The sequence below is a fragment of the Glutamicibacter sp. FBE19 genome (assembly GCF_015524875.1).
Lineage (GTDB): Bacteria > Actinomycetota > Actinomycetes > Actinomycetales > Micrococcaceae > Glutamicibacter > Glutamicibacter halophytocola.
This window is the reverse complement of the sequence record NZ_JACKQN010000005.1, coordinates 208,299-228,089: the sequence shown is the minus strand read 5'-3', so window position 1 is coordinate 228,089 and position 19,791 is coordinate 208,299. Positions and strand designations below refer to the sequence as shown.

Below are 19,791 nucleotides of genomic sequence, written 5' to 3'. Positions count from 1 at the left end.
CTGATGCCATTTCCAGACAATAGCTGCAGAGCTTTTCCCAGCTGATTGCTTAGTCAAACACCGAAAGGCTTGGCGTATTGGAAGCCGCCTTGAGGCAGTTTTGATTCATTGAATACGCGCACCATGAAGTGCTCGCCCCAGCTGCTATCGCTCGGGGCAATCCCGCGGGCTTCCGCCGGTTCGTACCCGAAACGGCGATAATATCCAGGGGCGCCCAACAGGACGATTCCGCTCAAGGATTCCGCCTCGGCCCGGTCATGAATGCTTTGCATCAAGATCGAGCCCACACCACGATGCTGGTACTCCGGGGCAACAGCCAGCGGGCCAAGCCCCAGCAGGGGTTCACCGTTGATGATCCCCCAAGTGGCAATGACGTGGCCGATGACCACTGAATCGTCAAGGGCAACCAGGGAGAAGCGCGAGTCATATTCTTCGCAGTCGAACAGATTCTGAAGCAATCCGACTTCCTCGGGCTCAACCATTGGGTCGATTCCAGCAAAGGCAGCATGCGTTACTGCATACACCGCTGCACGGTCATCAAAGACTTCAGGACGGATATGCATGATCGCAAACCTACCAAACCTCGCCGACCGAGGAAAATTCAGCCGGCGTTTTGATCGATTCTTAACTGGCACGAAACCTGAAATTTTTACGACCAATGCCAACAGGTTAAATGCGCTGAAAGATTGTTCACCTGGGGTTCACTTTTGGCCATGAAATTCGCCGTCAATGCAAGGAGGGCAAGGCGTCGATCCCGTTTATTCGACTTTGACGCCCGCATCGATCCCGCCTCTGCCTGGATCGAGTTGCCTCAGGTGAAGAGCGATTCCGGGGGCAGTTACGACTTGCCAACGGGGCGAGCTCCCATAGCCAACGCAAGCCTCCGAACCAAATGATGAACAGGCCCAAAACTTGAGCATTTTGGTTAGTCCATTCATCATCAACCAATTGCAGAAACCTTGTATCGGCCTGCAAATGGTGGTGGAATGAATTTCGCATCGCTCATCACCTGCAGTGGAGGACCAATGAAACAGTCTCATGCCTCAAAGATCACACTGTCCGCTATCTTGCCAGCAGCGCTCATGGCCGCTGTGTTGCCGCTATCCCCTGCGACAGCTGATCCGGTGGTGCCTGCCCCGGCGGAAGTCGCTGCGCAGTCAGTCACGATGGATTCCGCCGTGCAGATTGCTTCGAAGAAGATCCAGCGCGATCCAGGCAAAACGGACGTCTTCGTTAATAGGAACTACCCGTTGAGCCCGAAAAAATACGCTCCGAAAACCGTGGCCGTCAAGGGCACCAATGTTCGGCTGAAATCCTCGGCAGCCTCCGCGTACTCCAAGATGGTCAAAGCTGCGGCCAAGGATGGCGTGCGCATTCGAGCCGTCAGCGGCTATCGTTCCTACGCCCGCCAGGCTGAGTTGTACAACTACTACACCCGCATCTACGGCCAGAGCTACGCATCCAAAATCTCGGCAATTCCCGGAACCAGCGAGCACCAAACCGGGCTGGCCATCGACGTTGGCAACCACAACCGCGCATGCGGCCTGCAGGCTTGCTTCGCCAATACTCCTGTGGGCAAATGGGTCGCCAAGAATGGCCACAAGTACGGCTTCATCCTCCGCTATCCCAAGGGACAAGAATCAGTCACCGGCTACTCCTACGAGCCATGGCATTTCCGCTACCTTGGCACCACGCTGGCCAAGAGCTACAAGAATTCAGGCGCAAAAACTCTCGAGGCCTACTATGGCGTCGCCGGCAACGGGTCCAAGAACAATTCTGGCAAGAAGTCCAAGGGCACCGCAAAAACCACCGCGAACCTGAACATGCGCTCCGGTGCAGGCACGAACAATCGGATTCTGCTCACGATCCCGCGAGGCAAAAGCGTACAGCTGACCGGCTCCAAGAAATCGGGCTGGTACCAGGTGCGGTACAGCTCCAAGACCGGATGGGTATCCGGAACCTACCTGCGCGACGTATCGATGCCTTCCACTACGAAGAAAAAGGAAAGCTCCAAGGACAACAAGCCCAAAAGCACTCAATCCAAGTCCGCCAAGACCACCGCGAATCTGAACATGCGCACCGGAGTTGGCACGGGGAACCGGGTCATCTTGACGATTCCTCGCGGCAAGCAGGTGGCCATCACCGGATCCAAGAAATCCGGGTGGTACCCAGTAGCGTACGCAGGCAAGTCAGGATGGGTTTCGGGCCAATACCTGAGCGGCTTCTCCGACTCGGCGCCCAAGTCTAAGAGCCAGAAGCAGAAGTCCAGCTCGAAAACTGCCTCCAAGAAGACCATCGCCAATTTGAATATGCGCACCGGTGCAGGAACAAATCATCGCGTGGTGCTCACCATCCCCAAGGGCAAAAAGGTGGCTTTGACCGGTACCCAGAAGTCTGGCTGGTACAAGGTCAAGTACTCGTCCAAGACGGGCTGGGTGTCGGGCAAGTACCTGCGCTAAACCAGTCATGGGACTACGACTGTGCCCCCTGGGCATTATTGCCAAGGGGGCACAGCCGCGGTTGAGTTGCCAACTGTTTTCCGGTCACGGCCTGTCGGCCAGAACTAGTACTAGTAGTTCAGCGCCCGGTAATTCAAGGCTCCGCCGGTGGCCGACTCACCATGAGTTTCCACGTGGATGTGGTCCATGTGCTTGGTGGTGTCTGTCCAGTTATTGGTGAATTGAGTGCCGTACTTGCCAGAGGTGGAGTAAGGCTCCCAGCCCTTTTTGGCAGACAACCAGATCTTGTCCTGCCAAATCAGGTAGCTGATCCCCAACTGCTGGCGATTATCCAAGAGGAACCGGGCAATGCGATCGCCAGCTTGAATGCCGGATGCACTCTTGTAGTTCGCCATGACCACGTCCACGGCTCTTCCGGAACTGTGTCCGGTCGAGCCGGCACGAATCGTGCCCAGCGAGGTGAAATCGCCGGCGAAAAGCCGGCGAACCGTATCCATGACCAGCTGGGTATCGCTGCGCACGCCCTGCAGCTGAGAGGAAGTGAGGTATTTGGAGCTGATGTAGCCACTGCCGATCCGGCTGGAGACCTTGGACCAGCCGTTCGAGGAAGAGCGAACGGTGACCTTCTCGCCCGCCTGGACGACGCCAAGCACCCGGTACCCGGTACCTGCACCGGATCGCAGGTTTACGCCAACGGACGCGTAGGCGACCGTGGAGGACGGACCTTCTGGCTGCGGCTTCTGGCTCAACGGGGCCTTGCCAAGATAGGCCTTGCTGACCCATCCGGTTCCCTTGGACGAGGATACCTGGGCCCAGTTGCCCGAGTAGCGATAAATCTTGATCTTTTCGCCCGCGGGAATCACGCCAACGGAACGGTAGCTGGTTCCCGCCCCGGTTCGAAGGTGCAGGCTGGCCGTCGTGTATCCCGTGGTGGGTGACGATTCAGGGCTAGGCTTCGGTGGGTTAGAGGAGCTGGCTGCGGGCTCGAGGTAGCCAAGGCTGGACCAGCCGGTCCCCTTTGACGATCGGACCTTGGCCCACCCACCTGAAGTTTGCAGGACGGTAACGCGTTCGCCCTTGGGGATGATCCCCACAGTGCGATACCCGGTTCCAGCTCCGGTACGCAGGTTCAGGTTCGCCGTGGTGTAGCGAAGGGTGCCGCTGCTCGAATTTGACGATGTCGCGACGGCTTCCAAGTATGAATTGGAGGACCAGCCGGTCTTGCCAGCGTATTTGACCTTGCTCCACTTGCCACTGGTCGCCAAGACCGCGAGTTTGGTGCCCTTGGGAATGACAGCCAAGGTGGCCGAAGCGGTCGTCGCCTTGGCACGCATGCGAAGGTTCGCTGTAGAGCGCTTGGCAATAGTGGACTTCGCCGCGACAACATTCAGTTTGCTCGTAGGCAATGACTTGGGAACCTCAGCATTGGCAGCGGTAGCCACGGTAGCTTGAGCACCCGTTCCAATGGTCATGGTTAGGGCCAGCGCCACAGCGGCGGTGCGTCCAGGAATCCTCATTAGGTCCTTCTTGTCGTGAATCGGGGTGGACTCATTTGCGCATTGCGCGCGTGTTGCAGCGTTCCCCGGGCCAGAGTGATGCGAGTTGACTTGGTTTTGGCCTCAGTCACGAGACTGCGCCGGTATCGTGCCCCAAATGGGTCTACGTTCTTGTTGTAACTTTGCCACATCTCGCCCGTCCGCGCACCTGCAATGGGCCAAATCAGCGCCCGATTCCGAGGTTGATGAACAGGATTGCATTCCGCCTGCTACTTTTCAGTAGTCAAAATCCAGCTGAATCAATTGGGCAGAGGCCAATATCCGGTTGGCCTTCGCGGAGACGGAGTCTGCATACCTGGGTTGGGGCAGCGACGCGTCGAGCCAACGCAAAAACTCCGGGCAACCGAGTTGCCCGGAGTTCCTGCGTTATTTTTGACGCTTATCGTTGCTGTGGACTAGTGCTCGTCAGCGGTAATCGAGTCCCGGTCCACAGTGAAAGAGGTTCGCGCGGATACGGCAGAAGCTCCTGCTCCCTGGCTCCCGTTGAGCCACACGTCATCGCCGGCCTCGACCGATGAAATCTTGACGGCGTCATCGGTACGGGTCAGATCCCTGCGCAGGGTTTCAGGAACGAGGAAGGTGGAAGCCACCGTAATGGAAGCCAATACCGTCATGTATAGTCCCAGCACCAGCCAGTTGCCATCAGTGATGGCAATCAGGTACGCACCAAGCACGCCAGCCAGGCCGCCAGCCAGGACGGCGGAAAGTTCGCGAGCCATGGCCACGCCAAGGTAGCGGTGGCGGCTGCCGAACAGTTCCGGAAGCATGGCGCACTGCGGGCCAAGCATCGTGGCCACGGCGAAGCCAATGCCAATCGCGATCACTGCGATAGCCAGGACGTGGCTGCCCAAGGTCAGAGCCCACCATGCCGGCAAGGAGTACACCAGCATGAAGACTGCTCCGGCACGGTAGATGATGCGTCGTCCGAAACGATCGGAAAGCGCGCCAGCCAATGGGACGGTGAAGACACCGATCAGCGAACCAATGGTGACACCCCAGGTCAGCAATCCCTTGTCGGCTTCTGGACCGACAACGGTGACGAAGAAGCTCAAGGCCAGCCCCTGGAACATGTAGGAACCGCCGTTTTCGGCCATGCGCAGTCCGATTCCCACCAGCACGCCTGGGAAGCCGGTGCGGAAGAGCTCGCGCAGCGGGTGCTCTGAAACCTGTTCCCGCTTTTCCATCTCAACAAAGGTTGGGGTTTCTTCCAGCTTTGAGCGGATGAGCACGGCCAGGATGATCAGCGCAAAGGATGCCAAGAACGGAACTCGCCAGCCCCAGCTCATCAGCGCTTCTTCGGGAAGCATGGTCAGCAATGAGAAGACAATGCCTGCCAGCAGGGTTCCGGCCTGAATACCGATAAATGGCAGTGCCGAGAAGAATCCGCGACGGGCAGTTGGCGAGTATTCCGCCATCAAGACCGTGGCACCTGCCTGTTCCGCACCAGCGCCAAAGCCCTGGAGCAGGCGCAGCAGCACCAGCAGGATAGGCGCCCAGATGCCAGCCGTTTCATAGGTTGGAAGCACGCCGATAAGTGTCGATGCTCCGCCCATGAGCATGATGGTGATGATCAGGACAATTTTTCGCCCCAGCCGGTCGCCAAGCATTCCGAAGAACAATCCGCCGAAAGGACGAGCGACAAAGCCGACGCCGAAGGTCGCGAATGCTGCGACCGTGGCCATGGCAGGGTCCCCCTGGGGGAAGAACAGCACATTGAAAATCAGTGCGGTGGCGAGGCCATAAAGAGCAAAGTCGAAATACTCTAATGCGCTGCCGATGCTGGAGGCTAGGGTCGCCCGCTGCAGGTTCTTGGCGTAGTGCGCATCGAGCGCTGCCCCACCGGAGCCAGCGGCCTGTTCTGGTGTTGTATTCATGGAGGTCTCCTTCGACGAGTGAATCGCATCACTACTTCCTGCATTGAAGATACCAGCATAGCGAACGGTGTACAACATAGTGGACGCTTAAATTTGGGGAGAATCCGGAACACGAAAAAGCGCCGCCCCATCGTCCCGCTGTAAGCGGGACGATGTGGCGGCGCCGTGAACCTCTTATCCGGCTGGCTTCCTCGCGGCGTTTTAGTCGCGTGCCGTGCGCGCCCTCCAGGGATTTTCTAGCCGGGCAGCCACCTCGCGCAAGGCGGTGCCAATCGCGGCCACACGCACCGGATCAGCCTGGTCCGAAGGCATGGCGGTTCCCAGGGCCAAGGGAGGATCCCCAGGAGACCAGGCGGCCAGGGGCACCGCCACGCCGGTCACGCCGCTGGTTGAATGCCCTTCATCCACCGCAAATCCGCGCTCGCGTGCAACAGCAAGGCGCTGGCGCAGATCCTTGGCGGTCACTTCAAGGCCGTCAATGCCGCTGCGCATCGGCAGAACGCCATCCATCAGCTCCGCGAGCTGGTCATCGCCCAACGACAGGAGCAGCGCATTGCCGGTGGCGCTGAAAGCCGCAGGCAGGCGGGAACCCAAAGGGGCGCCAAAGCGATAAGGGGTGCGCCCTTCATGGCGGGCCAAATACAGTGCATCAGCACCGTCGAGCATGGCAATCTGCACCAGCTCTCCACGCAAGGTCGGCGATGAGGAGATCAGTCCGAAGAATTCGCGCACCTGGTTGAACTGGAGGGAATAAGCTCCGCCGAGTTCTGCATTGCGGCGCCCCAGCCCAAAACCGTCGCCAGTGCGCCGGATCATCTCGCCATCTTCCAATGCCTGGCAGAGGTTGGCGCAGGAGGATTTGGCAATGCCCAGAGTGCGCGCAAGCTCGCTGAGCGAAAGGGCGCGGCCATCGGCTTCGGCGAGTAAGCCAAGGATTCCGATTGCGCGCGTCACCGCGGGCGCGGGGTCGCGCGCACTCCGCTCCCCAGCACCATCAGCTACTTCGTTTACGCTTGTCATCAGTAGAATTCTACGGTATCCACCTTGTTGCGCAATACCTGCCCGTCAAGCAAACAGGTGGCATTGTGCGCAAAAAGCCGGGCAATTCGAGTGGTTTCCTGGTTGCTCAATGCCGCGGTATGCGGGCTAATCAAAACGTTCGGGTGATCCCACAAAACACTATTCGGCGCCAATGGCTCCTGCGCCACTACATCCAAGGCAGCGAATCCGATGCGCCCGGCTTCCAGTGCTGGAATGAGGGCCGATTCATCCACTACTGTTCCGCGGCCGACGTTCACAAAAATCGTTCCTTCGCTAACAGCTTCAAAGACCTCGGAGCCAAGCAGCCCTTCGGTGCTTCCCGTACCTGGAAGGGTTGCGACGATGGCATCTGCCTCGGCGGCTGCGGCAGCAAGCTGCGAGGGATCGATCAGCCGATCCACGCCGGATACCGGTTTGCCGCTGCGCGAGGTGCCCCAGACAGTGGAACCGCAAGCCTTGAAGCGTTCAGCCACCGCCTTTCCAATTCCGCCCAATCCAACGACGAGAATCGTCATCTCATCAAGATGGCGCATGCGCCAGCGTTCCGAAGGCCAGTTTTTCCGCGCCTGGTCGGCTTCCAGCTTTCGAAGATTCTTCGCGCCAGCCAGCACGCCGAAAAGCGCAAACTCCGCCAGGGTCGAGCCGTGGACACCGGCGCTTGTCGTGAAGGTGACGCGGTCAAGCTCATCGGCATTCAGCCCTGCGGCCTTCACTTGGGCGCCGCCACCGGCGGCAGTGGTATGCACCCAGAGGAGATCCGGATTCTCGCGGACGGTTTTCTGCAATAGCCCGGGATTCACATCCGGGATGCCAAAAAGCGCTTGCGAGGACGCCAGGATCTGGTGGTAGCGTTCCGCTTGCTCCGGCGTGCGGCTGAATGAGGGCTCGCCTTCCCAGTCGCCGTGCCAGCGCTGCGGCCGGTAGAGTTCGGGTTCATAAATGAAATCCAAACGTGGTTCGAGTTCCCGCATCAGCTCCAGGTCCGCAGCCGGCAAATCTACGGCAATTCCCACGCGCAGGCGTTGTGTTGTTGGCATCATCGCTTCCTTTTCTTTCCGTCGAGTGACAGCATAGCGCTATGGACAGTATATTGAACAGAGTTCGCTATATTGACCATTGATGTCGTGCTGGCACTGCCACCACCCAACAAAGGAGTTGTCGATGAATTCAGCCTCCCCGAATCCCCCATCCATTCTCGGCGTGATCGGATTGGGCGCCATGGGACGCCCCATGGCTCGCCTGCTGGCAGCAGCGCACGGAACGGTCCGCGTGGCATCGAGCCGTCCCAAAGAATCTGTCCTGGCAGATCTGAATTCCGCATTGCCTGCCGGTGCTGGCCCCGGCAGCATTCTTTGGGCAGATGATCCTGCCCAGCTGGCCGCCGAATGCAATGAAATCCTGTTGATGCTCCCGGACTTGCCGCAAATCGCCCAGGCGCTCGAAGCGCCCGACGGCATTTTGGCCGGACTCGAGCACCGCGATCCCGCGTCCCCGCCATTGCTGCTGCTGATTGGCTCCACCTGTTCGGCGCCCGGCGTGCGGGCCCTGGCAGATAAATTAGCGGCAAGCTACGGCGAGCGCATAGCGGTCGTCGACTCCCCGGTCTCCGGCGGAGAAGACGGAGCTACGCAGGGAACCCTGTCCATCATGCTCGGTGGCACTGGCGAACTATGTGCCCGGGCGGCGCAGGCTCTTGCCCCTTGCGGGACTCCGGTACGCCTGGGCGAGCTCGGCGCCGGGCAGGTGGCGAAGGCCTGCAACCAGCTGGTGGTGAGCGCCACGATCTTTGCCCTGGGCGAAGCCTCGGTGCTGGCCGAGCGGTCCGGACTGGATCTTGAATCGATGTGGAACCTGCTGGGCCACGGCTATGCCGCCTCGCGCTTGCTCGAAAGCCGGAAAGACCGGCTGGTCAGCGGGGATGATTCGCCGTCGGGGGCGATCAAGTACATGCGCAAGGATCTGGCGGGGGCTCACGAGATCGCAGAATCCACGGGCACCCATGCCGTCCTGCTTCCGGTGTTGCGCCAGGCGATCGACGAGGTCATTGAGGCCGGGCTGGGCGACCGGGATATTTCGGTCACCAAGCGCTTCATCTCCGGGCGCTAGGCTCCGGCCACCAAGGATTTCACGGTGGCCACCACGGCGCTGGCCACCTGGCTGATTTCGTTCTCCTTGGTGCCCCGGGTGAAGGAGAGGCGGACCGCGGTGTGCGCGAGCTGCTCGTCGTAGCCCATGGCGGTGAGCACCGGCGAGGGGTCGGTGCTCCCCGCAGAGCAGGCCGAGCCTGAAGAGCACAGCACTCCGCGGCGTTCCAGTTCAATGAGCACCGTTTCCCCTGCGGTGCGCGGGAAGACAAAGGAAACAATGCCGCCGATGCGTTGCTCGCGGTGGCCGGTGAGCTGGACCAGTCCCGGGGCTGCCGCCTCCAGCTCCTTGGTGATCCTGTCGATCAGATAGTTCCCATAGCTGTCTCCGGCCCCTTGCTGGCGCTGTTCGGCGCAGAGCTGGAGCGCCCGGGCAATGCCAACGGACGCGGCCGGATTTTCGGTGCCAGAACGCTGGCCTCCTTGCTGCCCGCCGCCGTGCAGCAGCGGGAGGACCTGGCACCGGTGACTGATGTACAGCGCGCCGCTGCCTTTCAGCGCACCGATCTTGTGCCCCGACAGGCTCAGCACATCCACGTGCGAGGCCAGCTCAGCCAGGTCCAGCCAGCCGGCGGCCTGCACCGCATCGGTGTGCATGAGCGCCCCGGCATCATGCGCCAGTTGGGCCAGTTCCCTGATCGGCTGGATGGTGCCCACTTCATTGTTCACCGACATCACCGAGACCAGGGCGACCTGGTCGTCAATCAGGTCTTTGGCGGCGCGCACATCGACCATGCCATATTCATCGACGGGGATCAGCTTGTGCGTGAAGCCGTGGATTGCGGCCAGGTAGGCGCAGGCTTCCATCACCGCAGGATGCTCGATGGCGCTGCTGAGGACCACTTTGCCCCGGGGGTTGGCCAGGGCACCGCCGATCACCGCGGTGTTATCCCCTTCGGTTCCGCCAGAGGTGAAGTAGATTTCACCTTCGCCAACACCCAGCTGGCCGGCCACCTGGGCCCGGGCCCAGTCATTGGCCCTTTTGGCTTGATGGCCCAGCTCATGGCGCGACGCGGGATTCCCGAAGTTGCTGGTGAGCAGCGGCGTGACCAGGTCGAGGACTTCCTGGCGGGGCGGGGCGGTTGAGGCCGCGTCCATGTAGATCATGCAATAACCATATCCAAGCCCAGGTCGATGGCCCGCACCGAGTGGGTGATGGCGCCACTGGAAATGATGTCCACGCCGGTCTCGGCAATGGCTCCTGCGGTGCTGGCGCTGACGGTGCCGCTGGCCTCGATGATTGCCTGCCCGCCGATCAGCTCGATGGCGTCGGGAATGTCTGCCAGGTCGAAGTTGTCCAGCATGATGATGTCCACCTTGGCCGCGAGGACCGCGGGGATCTGCTCGATCCGGTCAACTTCAACTTCCATTGCGGTAGTGTGCCCCAGCCGGGCGCGCACTGCCTCCAGGGCGGCGGTGAGCTCTTCGCCTTCCCCGAGCAAGGCCAGGTGGTTGTCCTTGGCCATGAAGGCTTCGGAGAGGTTGTCCCGGTGGTTCACTCCTCCGCCGCAACGCACCGCATAGCGCTCCAGGACCCGCAGTCCCGGAGTGGTCTTGCGGGTATCGGCAATCCGGGCCTTGGTATGCGACACGAGGTCAACCAGCTCGCGGGTTGCGGTGGCGATGGCGCTCATGCGCTGCAGCAGGTTCAGTGCCACGCGCTCGGCGCTGAGCACCGATGCTGCCGGGCCTTCGACCTTGAGCAGCTCATCTCCCGCCGCGAACTTTTCGCCGTCCGCGACCAGCTGGGTGACTTCGATGTTCTCATTGAGCGTTGCCATGGCCCGGGCAAAGACCAGGCCGCCGGCGAGCACTCCCGGTTCCCGGGCGCTGACCACGGCCGTGGCGCGGGCATCCACCGGCACGATGGTGTCTGCGGTCAGGTCCCCGCGGGGATGGTCCTCGGCAAAGGCCATCGCCAGGATGCGGTCGATGGCGGCAAGAGGCACCGGATGGATTGGCTGGTTCACGCGTGTACTTCCTTGTTTTCAAGCTGGCGGATCATCGGCTGCGCGCTATCGAGCACCCAGCCGTAGCGAACGGTGTTCCCGGTATTGTCCTGGCTGGCCGCGTCCACGCGATGGTGGGCGCCCAGGGACTGGGTTCGTTGTTTCGCCGCATAGGCGATCATCCGTGCGCAGGTGTGGAGGTTGTCCAGTTCAACGAGCGCGCGCTGGTCCTGGGCGACCGGCGCACTGGCATCGAGCACCCTGATCAGCTGTTCCGCCCCTTCGCCGGTGCGGTAAACACCCAGGTGCTCGCTGGCCAGGGATTGGAGCTGCGGCAATTCCAGGGGAGCCTGGGCCTGCACTGCGGGCAGCTGGCCCACCACGAGTTCGCCGATGCCGCAGGCGCGCCCTGGCGCATCGGCCCCCATGGCGTTCACGGCATTGCGGGCGAAGACCATGGCTTCCAGCAACGAATTGCTGGCCAGCCGGTTGGCGCCATGCACCGTGGTGTTGGCGCATTCGCCGGCGGCATAGAGCCCCGGGATGCTGGTGCGCCCGCGGGTATCGGTGTGGATCCCGCCCATGGCATAGTGCTGGGCGGCCACCACCGGGATCGGGGCCAGGGCCATGTCCAGCCCGCAGGCCTTCAACCGCGCGGTGATTGACGGGAAGCGGCGAGCCAGGAACCCGGCGCCCTTGAGGGTTTCCACCGCTCGGGCGTCGATGAAGACCTGGTGGCCTGCCTGGTACTGGGCGTGGATTGCCCGTGCGACAACATCCCGGGGCGCAAGATCCGCCCGTTCGTCGAGCTCGAGCATGAACCGCTGGCCCAGCTCGTTGACCAGCACCGCTCCCTCGCCGCGCACAGCCTCGCTGATCATCCCGGCCTGCGGGTGCAGCTGCGGGTCTACCAGGGTCGGGTGGAACTGGATGAATTCCAGGTCGCTGATCACGGCGCCGGCGCGAGCGGCCAGTCCGATGCCGTCGGCGGTGGCTCCCTGCGGGTTGGTGCTCGCGGCATACAGCGAGCCCAGCCCGCCGGTCGCCAAGAGCACCGCGTCGGCATCCAGCTCCAGGGAACGATCCCCCTGTAGATAGTGCACGGTTCGCCGGTGGGCACCGGCAAAGTCCAGGTCCACCACCAGTGCGTTTTCGATGACGTCGATCTGCCCGCGGCGCTCGGCCGAGCGCACCGCCGCGGTCAGGGCGGCCACCAGCCCGGCACCGGTAGCATCCCCTCCGGCATGCAGGATGCGGTGGGCGCTGTGCGCCGCTTCGAGGCCCAGCTGGTAGTTCCCGGAGGCGTCCTTGTCGAACTGCACCGCGTGCTCTTCGAGCGTGTTCACCAGGCCTGCTGCCGAAGCGCAGAGTTCCTGGACTGCTTCTGCCCCGCCGTGCCAGGCTCCGGCACGCAGGGTGTCGGCGACATGGCTGGCCACGGCGTCCCCCGCGGCTTCGCCTTGCGCGGTCACGGCGGACAAGCCGCCTTGGGCGCAGGAGCTATTGCCGTCGCCCAGCTGCTGCTTGGTGAGCAGGATGGCCGGCAGGCCGAGGCGCGCCGCCTCCAGGGCTGCGCATAATCCAGCGACGCCTGAGCCGATAATTGCCAGCGTTCTTGGGCTCATGGCTTGGCTGCCAGCATGCGCTCCAGGGCAATTTTCGCGTCGCCCTGCTGTTCGGCAGGCACGGTGATCTGGTTGACCACCCGCCCGGCGACCAGTTCCTCGAGCACCCAGGCGAGGTAGCCGGGGTGGATGCGGTACATGGTGGAGCAGGGGCAGATCACCGGGTCCAGGCAGAAAATGGTGTGCTGCGGGTACTGGGCTGCCAGGCGGTTGACCATGTTGATCTCGGTGCCAATGGCGAAGACCGTGGGCTCGGCGGCCGCGGCAATGGCCTTCTGGATGTAGTCGGTGGAGCCGGCCGCGTCCGCGGCATCAACCACCTCCATGGGGCATTCAGGGTGCACGATCACCTTCACGCCGGGGAATTCCTCGCGGGCCTTGGTGATTTGCGCCGGGGTGAAGCGCTTGTGGACAGAGCAGAATCCGTGCCACAAGATCACCTTGGCATCCTGCATGGTCTGCGGATCGTTTCCGCCCAATTCCTTGCGCGGGGTCCACATCGGCATCTGTTCCAGCGGCACGCCCATGGCCTTGGCGGTGTTGCGCCCCAGGTGCTGGTCGGGGAAGAACAGCACCCGCCGCCCGCGCTCAAAAGCCCATTCCAGCACGGTGGCTGCATTCGATGAGGTGCAGACCAATCCCCCGTTGCGGCCGACAAAGGCCTTGAGCTCTGCCGAGCAGTTCATGTAGGTCACCGGGATCACCGGCATGCGGCCGTCGTCTTCTTCATCCGCGTACAGCGCGGTGAGCTCATCCCAGCAAGCCTGGACGCTGGGGCCGTCGGCCATAGCAGCCATGGAGCAGCCGGCGGCGAGGTTGGGCAGGATCACCGACTGGTCATCGCGGCTGAGGATATCGGCGGTTTCAGCCATGAAGTGCACACCGCAAAAGACGATGGCTTCGGCTTTGTCGCGGGTCAAGGCGGCATTGGCCAGCTGGAAGGAATCGCCCACGAAGTCCGCGTACTTCACCACTTCATCGCGCTGGTAGAAGTGCCCGAGGATCACTGCCCTGTCGCCGAGGGTTTCCTTGGCTGCCAGGATGCGGGCGTCAAGCTCGGCATCGCCGGCCTTCAAGTACTCTTCCGGGATGGAGCCTTGCACCGGGTAGCCCGCTGGAACTTTGTCCTCCTGGGAGGCGCCCGGCCCGTATCCTGCCGGGGTATCCCATGGGTTGGCGGCGAGGTCCGTGGAGCAGGTGGAGCCTGGGGCCAAGAGGTTCAGCCGGGTGATGTTCTGTGCGACAGATTCGTTGCTGCCGGTGAGTTGGGTGCTCATGGGTTGTCCATTTCATGCGAATAAGGGTTGAAGCGGGTGAAAAGTTCTAGGCTTGCGCTGGGTCGACTTCCAGCGGGTCGGGGCCATGGCCTGCGTAGCGATAAAGGCGAGGCGGGCGGTGCTGCCCGCCGGCAAGGTATTCATCGGTGGCCTCGATGGTGGCGGTATTTTTCAGCGTGCGCCGGAAATTTGCCGGGTCCAGCCTCCTGCCCAGGATGGCTTCATAGACGCCACGCAGGGCGGCCAGGGTAAATCGCTCCCCCAAGAGTCGATGCGCGATTTGCCCGTATTCAGTTTTATTGCGCAGCCGCCACAGCGCGTAGTCAACAATCTTGCGATGATCGAAGGCCAGCTGGGCAATGCCCGGATCATCGATATCGAACCAGGCCACGTTCTCGTCCTGGACCGTCGCCCCGACCTGGTCCGCATTGAGCAATGCGAAGTAGGCGATAGTTACCAGTCGATGGGTGGGCGACCTGTCGATATCCCCGAAGGTGTAGAGCTGCTCGAGGTAGCTCGGCCGCAGGCCGGTGGTCTCGGCCAGGTTCCGCCCGGCTGCCTGGCCCAGGGATTCGCGGGCATCGACCGGCCCGCCGGGCAGTGCCCACAATCCTGCGTGCGGTTGGCGAATTCGGCGCACCAGCGGCAGGCAGAGCTTGTCCGGGCCGCCGTCCTGCCCTTCCCTGATGCCCAGGATGACCGTCGAGACGGCCAGGGCAGGTGGGAGGTTGCGGCGTTCGTTGACGTTCGCCCATCCCGGTGCCGATGACATTGTTCTTCCTGCCTCATTTCCACTGCGCCGAATATCGTTAGAGTCATTGTGACATTAAGTCGTTGGCGACACTAACCCCGGTCCTGGAACCAAGTGGTGATGGCCTATGATCTAAGGCATGACACTGGATCTGAATCTTCGAGTGATACGCGCAAACGCCGAGGTGAACGGCCCATCCGCGCTGTTCATCCACGGCTTCGCCTCATCCGGCGAATTGAATTGGGAGCGTTCTCGATGGCTGAAATATTTCACTGATGCCGGACGCAATGTACTGCTCGTGGATCTCCCGGGACATGGCAACGACCCCCGGCGCAATGTCGGAAGCTGGGCGCCAAGCCAGATTCGCCAGGCACTGGCCGCCATCGTCATGGAATTGGATGAAGGACCCGTGGACGTCATCGGCTATTCGCTGGGATCCCGCCTCGCCTGGGAGTTCGCGGCATTCAACCCCGATCTGGTGGAGCACCTTGTAATGGGCGGCCCCGGCGCCGCAGACCCATTGGCCGCGTTCGAGCTGGCCCAGGCCAAGGCCAACGTCGCCACCGGCGAGCCGATCAACGACGACTACACCGCCACCATCATGAAGATCGCTGCCGCGGAGCCGAGCAATGAGTTGGCGGCCCTGTTTGACCTGATTGAAGCGATCAAGACGGAACCCTATGATCCCGCGGCGAAAGTCCCTTCGGCGCCAACGCTTCTGGTAGCTGGCGACCAGGACGATCTGGCAACGACGATGCCGCGCTTGCGCCGCCTGCTCAAGGATGCGGGCACGCCCAACGAGGTGCTGTGGCTGGCAGGACGCAATCATGCCAACGGGGTAACCAGCCGCGAATTCAAAGAAACGGCTCGAATGTTTTTAGAGAGAAAATATAAGTAAATTACACAGTAAATCGTGGCATTACTCTTTTCGCAATGAATCGGCAACCGCTCCGGCAACCGCTGAAACGATACGTTCGTCGCCATGGCCCTTCATCGTCAGAATTAAGTCAGGAGGTCCGCTGAACGTTAGTTTGGCAAACTGCTCGCGAATTCCATCTTTCAGCCTGTCATCACTTATACCGGCCAAATATGATTCCAGTGTCTTCAACTGGACCCCTAGACTCTTGGACCAAACGGCCAACCGGCGATGATGCGCCGCCAACCGCGAACTGTACAGTCCAATTCCAGCTATACCAAGTGATACCGATATCTTCTTAGCAAAACTCACCCAGATGGGGACGTTTAGTTGCTCGTACCCAAACCATCCAACATTCCACGCAACGAGAGCGGCTCCTACGGATGCGATACCAAACAAGAAGAATGCCGCTGCTCGAAATTTCAATTCGCTATTTTCATGATCTTTCGCGAGCTGACCATAGTTTCCTGACATTACGTTGTCAGCAGCCTCTGAGGATAATGATTCTGCCGTTTTCTTAATATGCCCAATTTCATCAACGGTCCGATTAGCCAACGCAACGAGTGCTTCGAACTTCGAGCGTGCTTCCACGTCCGCAGCAGATTTTCGTTCCAACTCATTTACAACTGAAATCAGTTGCCCCACTTTGTTCCCTAAATTTTCGGTTTGCCGACGAGCTTGCGCAGCTTTTTCTTCGGCAATCCTACGCTTGGTTTCTGACGTGTCCAGTCGCGCTTGTAACAGCTCGCGATCCTCATTATGGAATGCAGAATCTTCATGATTAGTGCTATCAGGATCCTGCATATATTTGGGGTCGATTTTTCGCAACGTCATATGAAGCGAATTGGACCGCTCTTGAAGAACGGATATTTGATCATCGTCACCATGATTCCTACGCGTAATAAAATCAAAATAAGGGGCAAGCGCAACTATTCCGGAAATGATCTTTGTGATGAGCTTGGCATTTGGACGTTGGTAGCCGGCTAACGATAATGATTGAACTAATAGATCAAGCGCCCCGTCAAATTGGACCTGAAAAGATGGGGGCGTGCGCAGAATTCTTTCAGGGAGCCCCGGCCAACTCAGGAGGGACGAGAAGTCAACTACTAAATTGGGGAACTCACGGGGAAAGTTACCAAAACTTGCGTCATTCATCCAGCGCTCTTCAAGCTGCTTCATGAGCATTCGAAGCGAATTTATACGCGAAGATATTTCGTTTACATCCCTTGACCCCAAGAGCACACTCCTCATAATTTATGAACAAATAAATTCATCAGGTAAATAATCTGTATGTGGTAGAAGGTTATCCAGAATAGATAAAACTATCAAAATCGTTCAATGAACGTTCGAAACCAGTTATGAAACATTCCTATAGCGGCGTATACATCAGCAGCGTCAGGTCCGGAGCCTCCGCCGGGGTCAGGTTGTGCTGCTCGTATCTGGTCAGCCCTTTAACGGGGTGGCGGAAGAGCCGCTCCCCCGTTTGGAAGCCCGCGACATCCCGTTCATTCCAAATGGCTGCGAACTGCGTTGAAGCCGCCGAGACTCGCGCGACAATTCCCGTTTCTCCCGAAGGGCTGAGCCATCCTCTGGTTTCGGCACGGAAGCTGCCGACAAATCCGCGGCTTTGCTTCTCCCAGTCGGGAAGCATGTCGCGCAGCTGCGCGTCGGTGAAGACCAGCCACAGCAAGTTCCGGTCCTCGGCTTCCACGGTGCTGATCCTCGGATACAACTGCGCGTATTCGGCGTTCCAGCCGATGATGGCCCAGTCGGCTGAGAGCAGGAAAGCCGGGAAATCCATCACGTCCAGCAAACGCTGCAAGGCAGGGGTCATGGCACTGGATTCTTCCGGTGCCACTTCGCCGTGCCCAGCCAATGACAAGAGATAGCTGGTTTCTATGGCGCTCAGGCGGAAAAGGCGTGCAAGCGACTGCATCACCTGGCGCGAGGGGTTGATGTCCCGGGCCTGTTCCAGCCACGTGTACCAGGTGGCGGAAACCCCGGCCAGAGTGGCTACTTCTTCGCGGCGCAAACCGCGCACCCGGCTTCGGCCAACCTCCGGCAATCCGTGCGATGCCCTGTCGGCACGTGCACGGCGGTCCTTGAGGAATGCCGCCAATTCCTCGCGACGGCGCTGACCTGCATTCATAACCAAACCTCATTATCATGGTAGTAGTACTACTAGTATCGTCACCGTCTGGGTTTGGGAACAAAATTGTGGTGAGATTTTAAAATGACCACACTTCGTTCACACACCGTTACCCATGGCCGCAATATGGCTGGCGCCCGCGCACTGTTCCGCGCAGCCGGCGTTAATGGCGCAGATCTTGGCCGCAAGCCAATCATCGCCGTGGCCAACAGCTTCACCGAGTTCGTTCCCGGGCACACCCACCTTCAGCCGGTAGGCCGCATTGTTTCCGAAGCCATCGAGGCTGCCGGCGGCATCCCCCGCGAATTCAACACCATCGCCGTCGATGATGGCATCGCCATGGGCCATGGCGGCATGCTCTACTCGCTGCCCTCCCGCGATCTCATCGCGGACTCCGTGGAATACATGGTCAACGCCCACTGCGCCGACGCGCTGATCTGCATCTCCAACTGCGACAAGATCACCCCGGGCATGCTCATGGCCGCACTGCGCCTGAACATCCCTACCGTCTTCGTCTCCGGTGGCCCGATGGAAGCCGGCCGCGCCACCTTGGTCGATGGCACCGTGCGCACCTTGGACCTGGTGGACGCAATCTCCGAAGCAGTGAACGAAAACGTCTCGGACGCAGACCTGCTGCGCATCGAGGAATCGGCCTGCCCGACCTGCGGCTCCTGCTCCGGCATGTTCACCGCGAACTCGATGAACTGCCTGACCGAAGCCATGGGCCTGTCGCTGCCGGGCAACGGTTCCACGCTGGCCACCCACACCGCCCGCAAGGACCTGTACCAGAACGCCGGCAAGGTGGTGGTGGACATCGCCAACCGCTACTACGGCGAGAACGACAATTCGGTGCTGCCACGCAGCATCGCCACCGTCGAAGCCTTCGGCAACGCCATGGCCCTGGATATCGCCATGGGCGGTTCCACCAACACCATCCTGCACCTGCTGGCCGCGGCCCGCGAGGCCGAAGTGGACTTCGGCCTGGATGAAATCGACGCAGTCTCCCGCCGCGTGCCATGCCTGGCCAAGGTAGCGCCCAACGCTGCCGGAGGCGGCAAGATCTACTACATGGAAGATGTCCACCGCGCCGGTGGCATTCCTGCCATCCTCGGCGAATTGCGCCGTGGCGGACTGCTGGATGAAACCGTCCACACCGTACACGCCGCCACCATGGGCGAATGGCTCGACGAATGGGATATCCGCGGCGGCAGCGCTAGCGAAGAATCCCGCGCCTTGTGGCATGCAGGCCCAGGTGGCGTGCGTTCTTCCACCGCCTTCTCGCAGTCGGCCCAGTGGGAAACGCTGGACACCGACTCGGAAGCCGGCTGCATCCGTTCGGTCGAGCACGCCTACTCCAAGGACGGCGGCCTGGCCGTACTGCGCGGCAACATCGCCGTGGACGGCGCCGTGGTGAAGACCGCAGGCGTGGACCCATCGATCTGGACTTTCACCGGCCCGGCAGTGGTCTGCGAATCACAGGATGAAGCAGTGGAGAAGATCCTGAACAAGCAGGTCAAGGAAGGCGACGTTGTTGTCATCCGCTATGAGGGCCCCAAGGGCGGTCCCGGCATGCAGGAAATGCTCTACCCGACGTCGTTCCTCAAGGGACGCGGCCTGGGCAAGTCCTGCGCGCTGATCACCGACGGCCGATTCTCCGGCGGCACCTCGGGCCTGTCCATCGGACACGTCTCGCCCGAAGCAGCCTCCGGCGGCATGATCGCGTTGGTGGAAGACGGGGATACCATCTCCATCGACATCCCGACCCGCGAGCTGACCCTGAACGTCTCCGAAGAGGTCTTGGCCGAACGCCGCGAGCGCTTGATCGCGACCACCGGCTACCGCCCTGCAAGCCGCGAGCGCGTGGTCTCCCCTGCGCTGCGTGCCTATGCAGCCATGGCCTTGTCCGCAGACAAGGGCGCGGTCCGCGACGTTGACCGCGTGGAGCGCGCACTGCGTGAAGCCGACGAGCGCGAAGCCGCAGCGTCACGGGCTGGCGCTCAAGCCTAGTTCAGTCCCCGCTGGAATACCCAGCACACAGCGAATGCCGGAT

The 19,791-nt window shown here is 61.0% G+C and carries 16 protein-coding genes; 4 read left to right on the top strand and 12 right to left on the bottom strand.

The window, feature by feature from the left end:
* Positions 1-53: 53 nt before the first annotated feature.
* A complete protein-coding gene (locus tag H6F58_RS10785; protein ID WP_195181749.1) occupies positions 54-563 on the bottom strand; it encodes an N-acetyltransferase in 510 nt (169 codons plus the stop codon).
* Between the two features lie 462 nt (positions 564-1,025).
* Here H6F58_RS10785 and H6F58_RS10780 point away from each other — a divergent pair, with 462 nt between their 5' ends.
* Positions 1,026-2,459, top strand: a complete 1,434-nt coding sequence (locus H6F58_RS10780) for a D-alanyl-D-alanine carboxypeptidase family protein (protein WP_206693617.1) — start codon at positions 1,026-1,028, stop codon at positions 2,457-2,459.
* Positions 2,460-2,569: 110 nt separating this feature from the next.
* On the opposite strand, the gene H6F58_RS10775 is transcribed toward H6F58_RS10780, so the two are convergent.
* From H6F58_RS10775 to H6F58_RS10760, 4 genes are all read right to left on the bottom strand, one after another.
* Complete coding sequence (locus H6F58_RS10775; protein WP_195181747.1) at positions 2,570-3,976, bottom strand: SH3 domain-containing protein; 1,407 nt, start codon at positions 3,974-3,976, stop codon at positions 2,570-2,572.
* A 434-nt stretch (positions 3,977-4,410) separates the two neighbouring features.
* A complete protein-coding gene (locus tag H6F58_RS10770; protein WP_195181746.1) occupies positions 4,411-5,889 on the bottom strand; it encodes an MFS transporter in 1,479 nt (492 codons plus the stop codon).
* A gap of 201 nt (positions 5,890-6,090) precedes the next feature.
* Entirely contained in the window at positions 6,091-6,909 is an 819-nt protein-coding gene (locus H6F58_RS10765; RefSeq protein ID WP_146274933.1) for an IclR family transcriptional regulator, read from the bottom strand.
* Complete coding sequence (locus tag H6F58_RS10760; protein WP_244652536.1) at positions 6,909-7,967, bottom strand: D-2-hydroxyacid dehydrogenase; 1,059 nt, start codon at positions 7,965-7,967, stop codon at positions 6,909-6,911. The genes H6F58_RS10765 and H6F58_RS10760 overlap by 1 nt, the downstream gene beginning before the upstream one ends.
* Before the next feature lie 124 nt (positions 7,968-8,091).
* Here H6F58_RS10760 and H6F58_RS10755 point away from each other — a divergent pair, with 124 nt between their 5' ends.
* Positions 8,092-9,036: an NAD(P)-dependent oxidoreductase gene (locus H6F58_RS10755; protein WP_195181744.1), complete on the top strand. Its 945-nt coding sequence runs from the start codon at positions 8,092-8,094 to the stop codon at positions 9,034-9,036.
* Here the strand turns inward: H6F58_RS10755 and H6F58_RS10750 are convergent.
* Genes H6F58_RS10750 through H6F58_RS10730 form a run of 5 tightly spaced genes read right to left on the bottom strand, consistent with a single transcriptional unit; the run spans position 9,033 to position 14,697 of the window.
* On the bottom strand, positions 9,033-10,181 hold the full coding sequence (locus tag H6F58_RS10750) for a cysteine desulfurase family protein (protein WP_195181743.1): 1,149 nt from the start codon (positions 10,179-10,181) through the stop codon (positions 9,033-9,035). The two genes, H6F58_RS10755 and H6F58_RS10750, sit on opposite strands and share 4 nt — an antisense overlap.
* The gene (nadC, locus tag H6F58_RS10745) at positions 10,178-11,044 is read right to left on the bottom strand and encodes a carboxylating nicotinate-nucleotide diphosphorylase (RefSeq protein ID WP_348536392.1); all 867 of its coding nucleotides are present in this window, start codon (positions 11,042-11,044) and stop codon (positions 10,178-10,180) included. Before nadC ends, H6F58_RS10750 begins: the two co-directional genes overlap by 4 nt.
* Positions 11,041-12,648, bottom strand: a complete 1,608-nt coding sequence (locus H6F58_RS10740; RefSeq protein WP_146274929.1) for an FAD-dependent oxidoreductase — start codon at positions 12,646-12,648, stop codon at positions 11,041-11,043. The genes nadC and H6F58_RS10740 overlap by 4 nt, the downstream gene beginning before the upstream one ends.
* Complete coding sequence (gene nadA, locus H6F58_RS10735; RefSeq protein ID WP_195181742.1) at positions 12,645-13,925, bottom strand: quinolinate synthase NadA; 1,281 nt, start codon at positions 13,923-13,925, stop codon at positions 12,645-12,647. Before nadA ends, H6F58_RS10740 begins: the two co-directional genes overlap by 4 nt.
* A gap of 46 nt (positions 13,926-13,971) precedes the next feature.
* On the bottom strand, positions 13,972-14,697 hold the full coding sequence (locus H6F58_RS10730) for an NUDIX domain-containing protein (protein ID WP_060701357.1): 726 nt from the start codon (positions 14,695-14,697) through the stop codon (positions 13,972-13,974).
* Positions 14,698-14,815: 118 nt separating this feature from the next.
* Between H6F58_RS10730 and H6F58_RS10725 the strand changes: the two genes are divergently transcribed.
* The gene (locus H6F58_RS10725) at positions 14,816-15,574 is read left to right on the top strand and encodes an alpha/beta hydrolase (RefSeq protein ID WP_195181741.1); all 759 of its coding nucleotides are present in this window, start codon (positions 14,816-14,818) and stop codon (positions 15,572-15,574) included.
* Between the two features lie 21 nt (positions 15,575-15,595).
* Here the strand turns inward: H6F58_RS10725 and H6F58_RS10720 are convergent, their stop codons facing one another.
* On the bottom strand, positions 15,596-16,771 hold the full coding sequence (locus tag H6F58_RS10720) for a hypothetical protein (RefSeq protein WP_195181740.1): 1,176 nt from the start codon (positions 16,769-16,771) through the stop codon (positions 15,596-15,598).
* Positions 16,772-16,961: 190 nt separating this feature from the next.
* On the bottom strand, positions 16,962-17,741 hold the full coding sequence (locus tag H6F58_RS10715) for a helix-turn-helix transcriptional regulator (RefSeq protein WP_195181739.1): 780 nt from the start codon (positions 17,739-17,741) through the stop codon (positions 16,962-16,964).
* 84 nt (positions 17,742-17,825) lie between these two features.
* Between H6F58_RS10715 and ilvD the strand changes: the two genes are divergently transcribed.
* A complete protein-coding gene (gene ilvD, locus H6F58_RS10710; RefSeq protein ID WP_195181738.1) occupies positions 17,826-19,748 on the top strand; it encodes a dihydroxy-acid dehydratase in 1,923 nt (640 codons plus the stop codon).
* The last annotated feature ends 43 nt before the right edge of the window (positions 19,749-19,791 follow it).

What these genes read in the sequence shown, in the direction of transcription:
- H6F58_RS10785 (WP_195181749.1), bottom strand. Translation starts at nt 563, where the DNA reads ATGCATATCCGTCCTGAAGTCTTTGATGACCGTGCAGCGGTGTATGCA.
- H6F58_RS10780 (WP_206693617.1), top strand. Translation starts at nt 1,026, where the DNA reads ATGAAACAGTCTCATGCCTCAAAGATCACACTGTCCGCTATCTTGCCA.
- H6F58_RS10775 (WP_195181747.1), bottom strand. Translation starts at nt 3,976, where the DNA reads ATGAGGATTCCTGGACGCACCGCCGCTGTGGCGCTGGCCCTAACCATG.
- H6F58_RS10770 (WP_195181746.1), bottom strand. Translation starts at nt 5,889, where the DNA reads ATGAATACAACACCAGAACAGGCCGCTGGCTCCGGTGGGGCAGCGCTC.
- H6F58_RS10765 (WP_146274933.1), bottom strand. Translation starts at nt 6,909, where the DNA reads ATGACAAGCGTAAACGAAGTAGCTGATGGTGCTGGGGAGCGGAGTGCG.
- H6F58_RS10760 (WP_244652536.1), bottom strand. Translation starts at nt 7,967, where the DNA reads ATGCCAACAACACAACGCCTGCGCGTGGGAATTGCCGTAGATTTGCCG.
- H6F58_RS10755 (WP_195181744.1), top strand. Translation starts at nt 8,092, where the DNA reads ATGAATTCAGCCTCCCCGAATCCCCCATCCATTCTCGGCGTGATCGGA.
- H6F58_RS10750 (WP_195181743.1), bottom strand. Translation starts at nt 10,181, where the DNA reads ATGATCTACATGGACGCGGCCTCAACCGCCCCGCCCCGCCAGGAAGTC.
- H6F58_RS10740 (WP_146274929.1), bottom strand. Translation starts at nt 12,648, where the DNA reads ATGAGCCCAAGAACGCTGGCAATTATCGGCTCAGGCGTCGCTGGATTA.
- nadA (WP_195181742.1), bottom strand. Translation starts at nt 13,925, where the DNA reads ATGAGCACCCAACTCACCGGCAGCAACGAATCTGTCGCACAGAACATC.
- H6F58_RS10730 (WP_060701357.1), bottom strand. Translation starts at nt 14,697, where the DNA reads ATGTCATCGGCACCGGGATGGGCGAACGTCAACGAACGCCGCAACCTC.
- H6F58_RS10725 (WP_195181741.1), top strand. Translation starts at nt 14,816, where the DNA reads ATGACACTGGATCTGAATCTTCGAGTGATACGCGCAAACGCCGAGGTG.
- H6F58_RS10720 (WP_195181740.1), bottom strand. Translation starts at nt 16,771, where the DNA reads ATGAAGCAGCTTGAAGAGCGCTGGATGAATGACGCAAGTTTTGGTAAC.
- H6F58_RS10715 (WP_195181739.1), bottom strand. Translation starts at nt 17,741, where the DNA reads ATGAATGCAGGTCAGCGCCGTCGCGAGGAATTGGCGGCATTCCTCAAG.
- ilvD (WP_195181738.1), top strand. Translation starts at nt 17,826, where the DNA reads ATGACCACACTTCGTTCACACACCGTTACCCATGGCCGCAATATGGCT.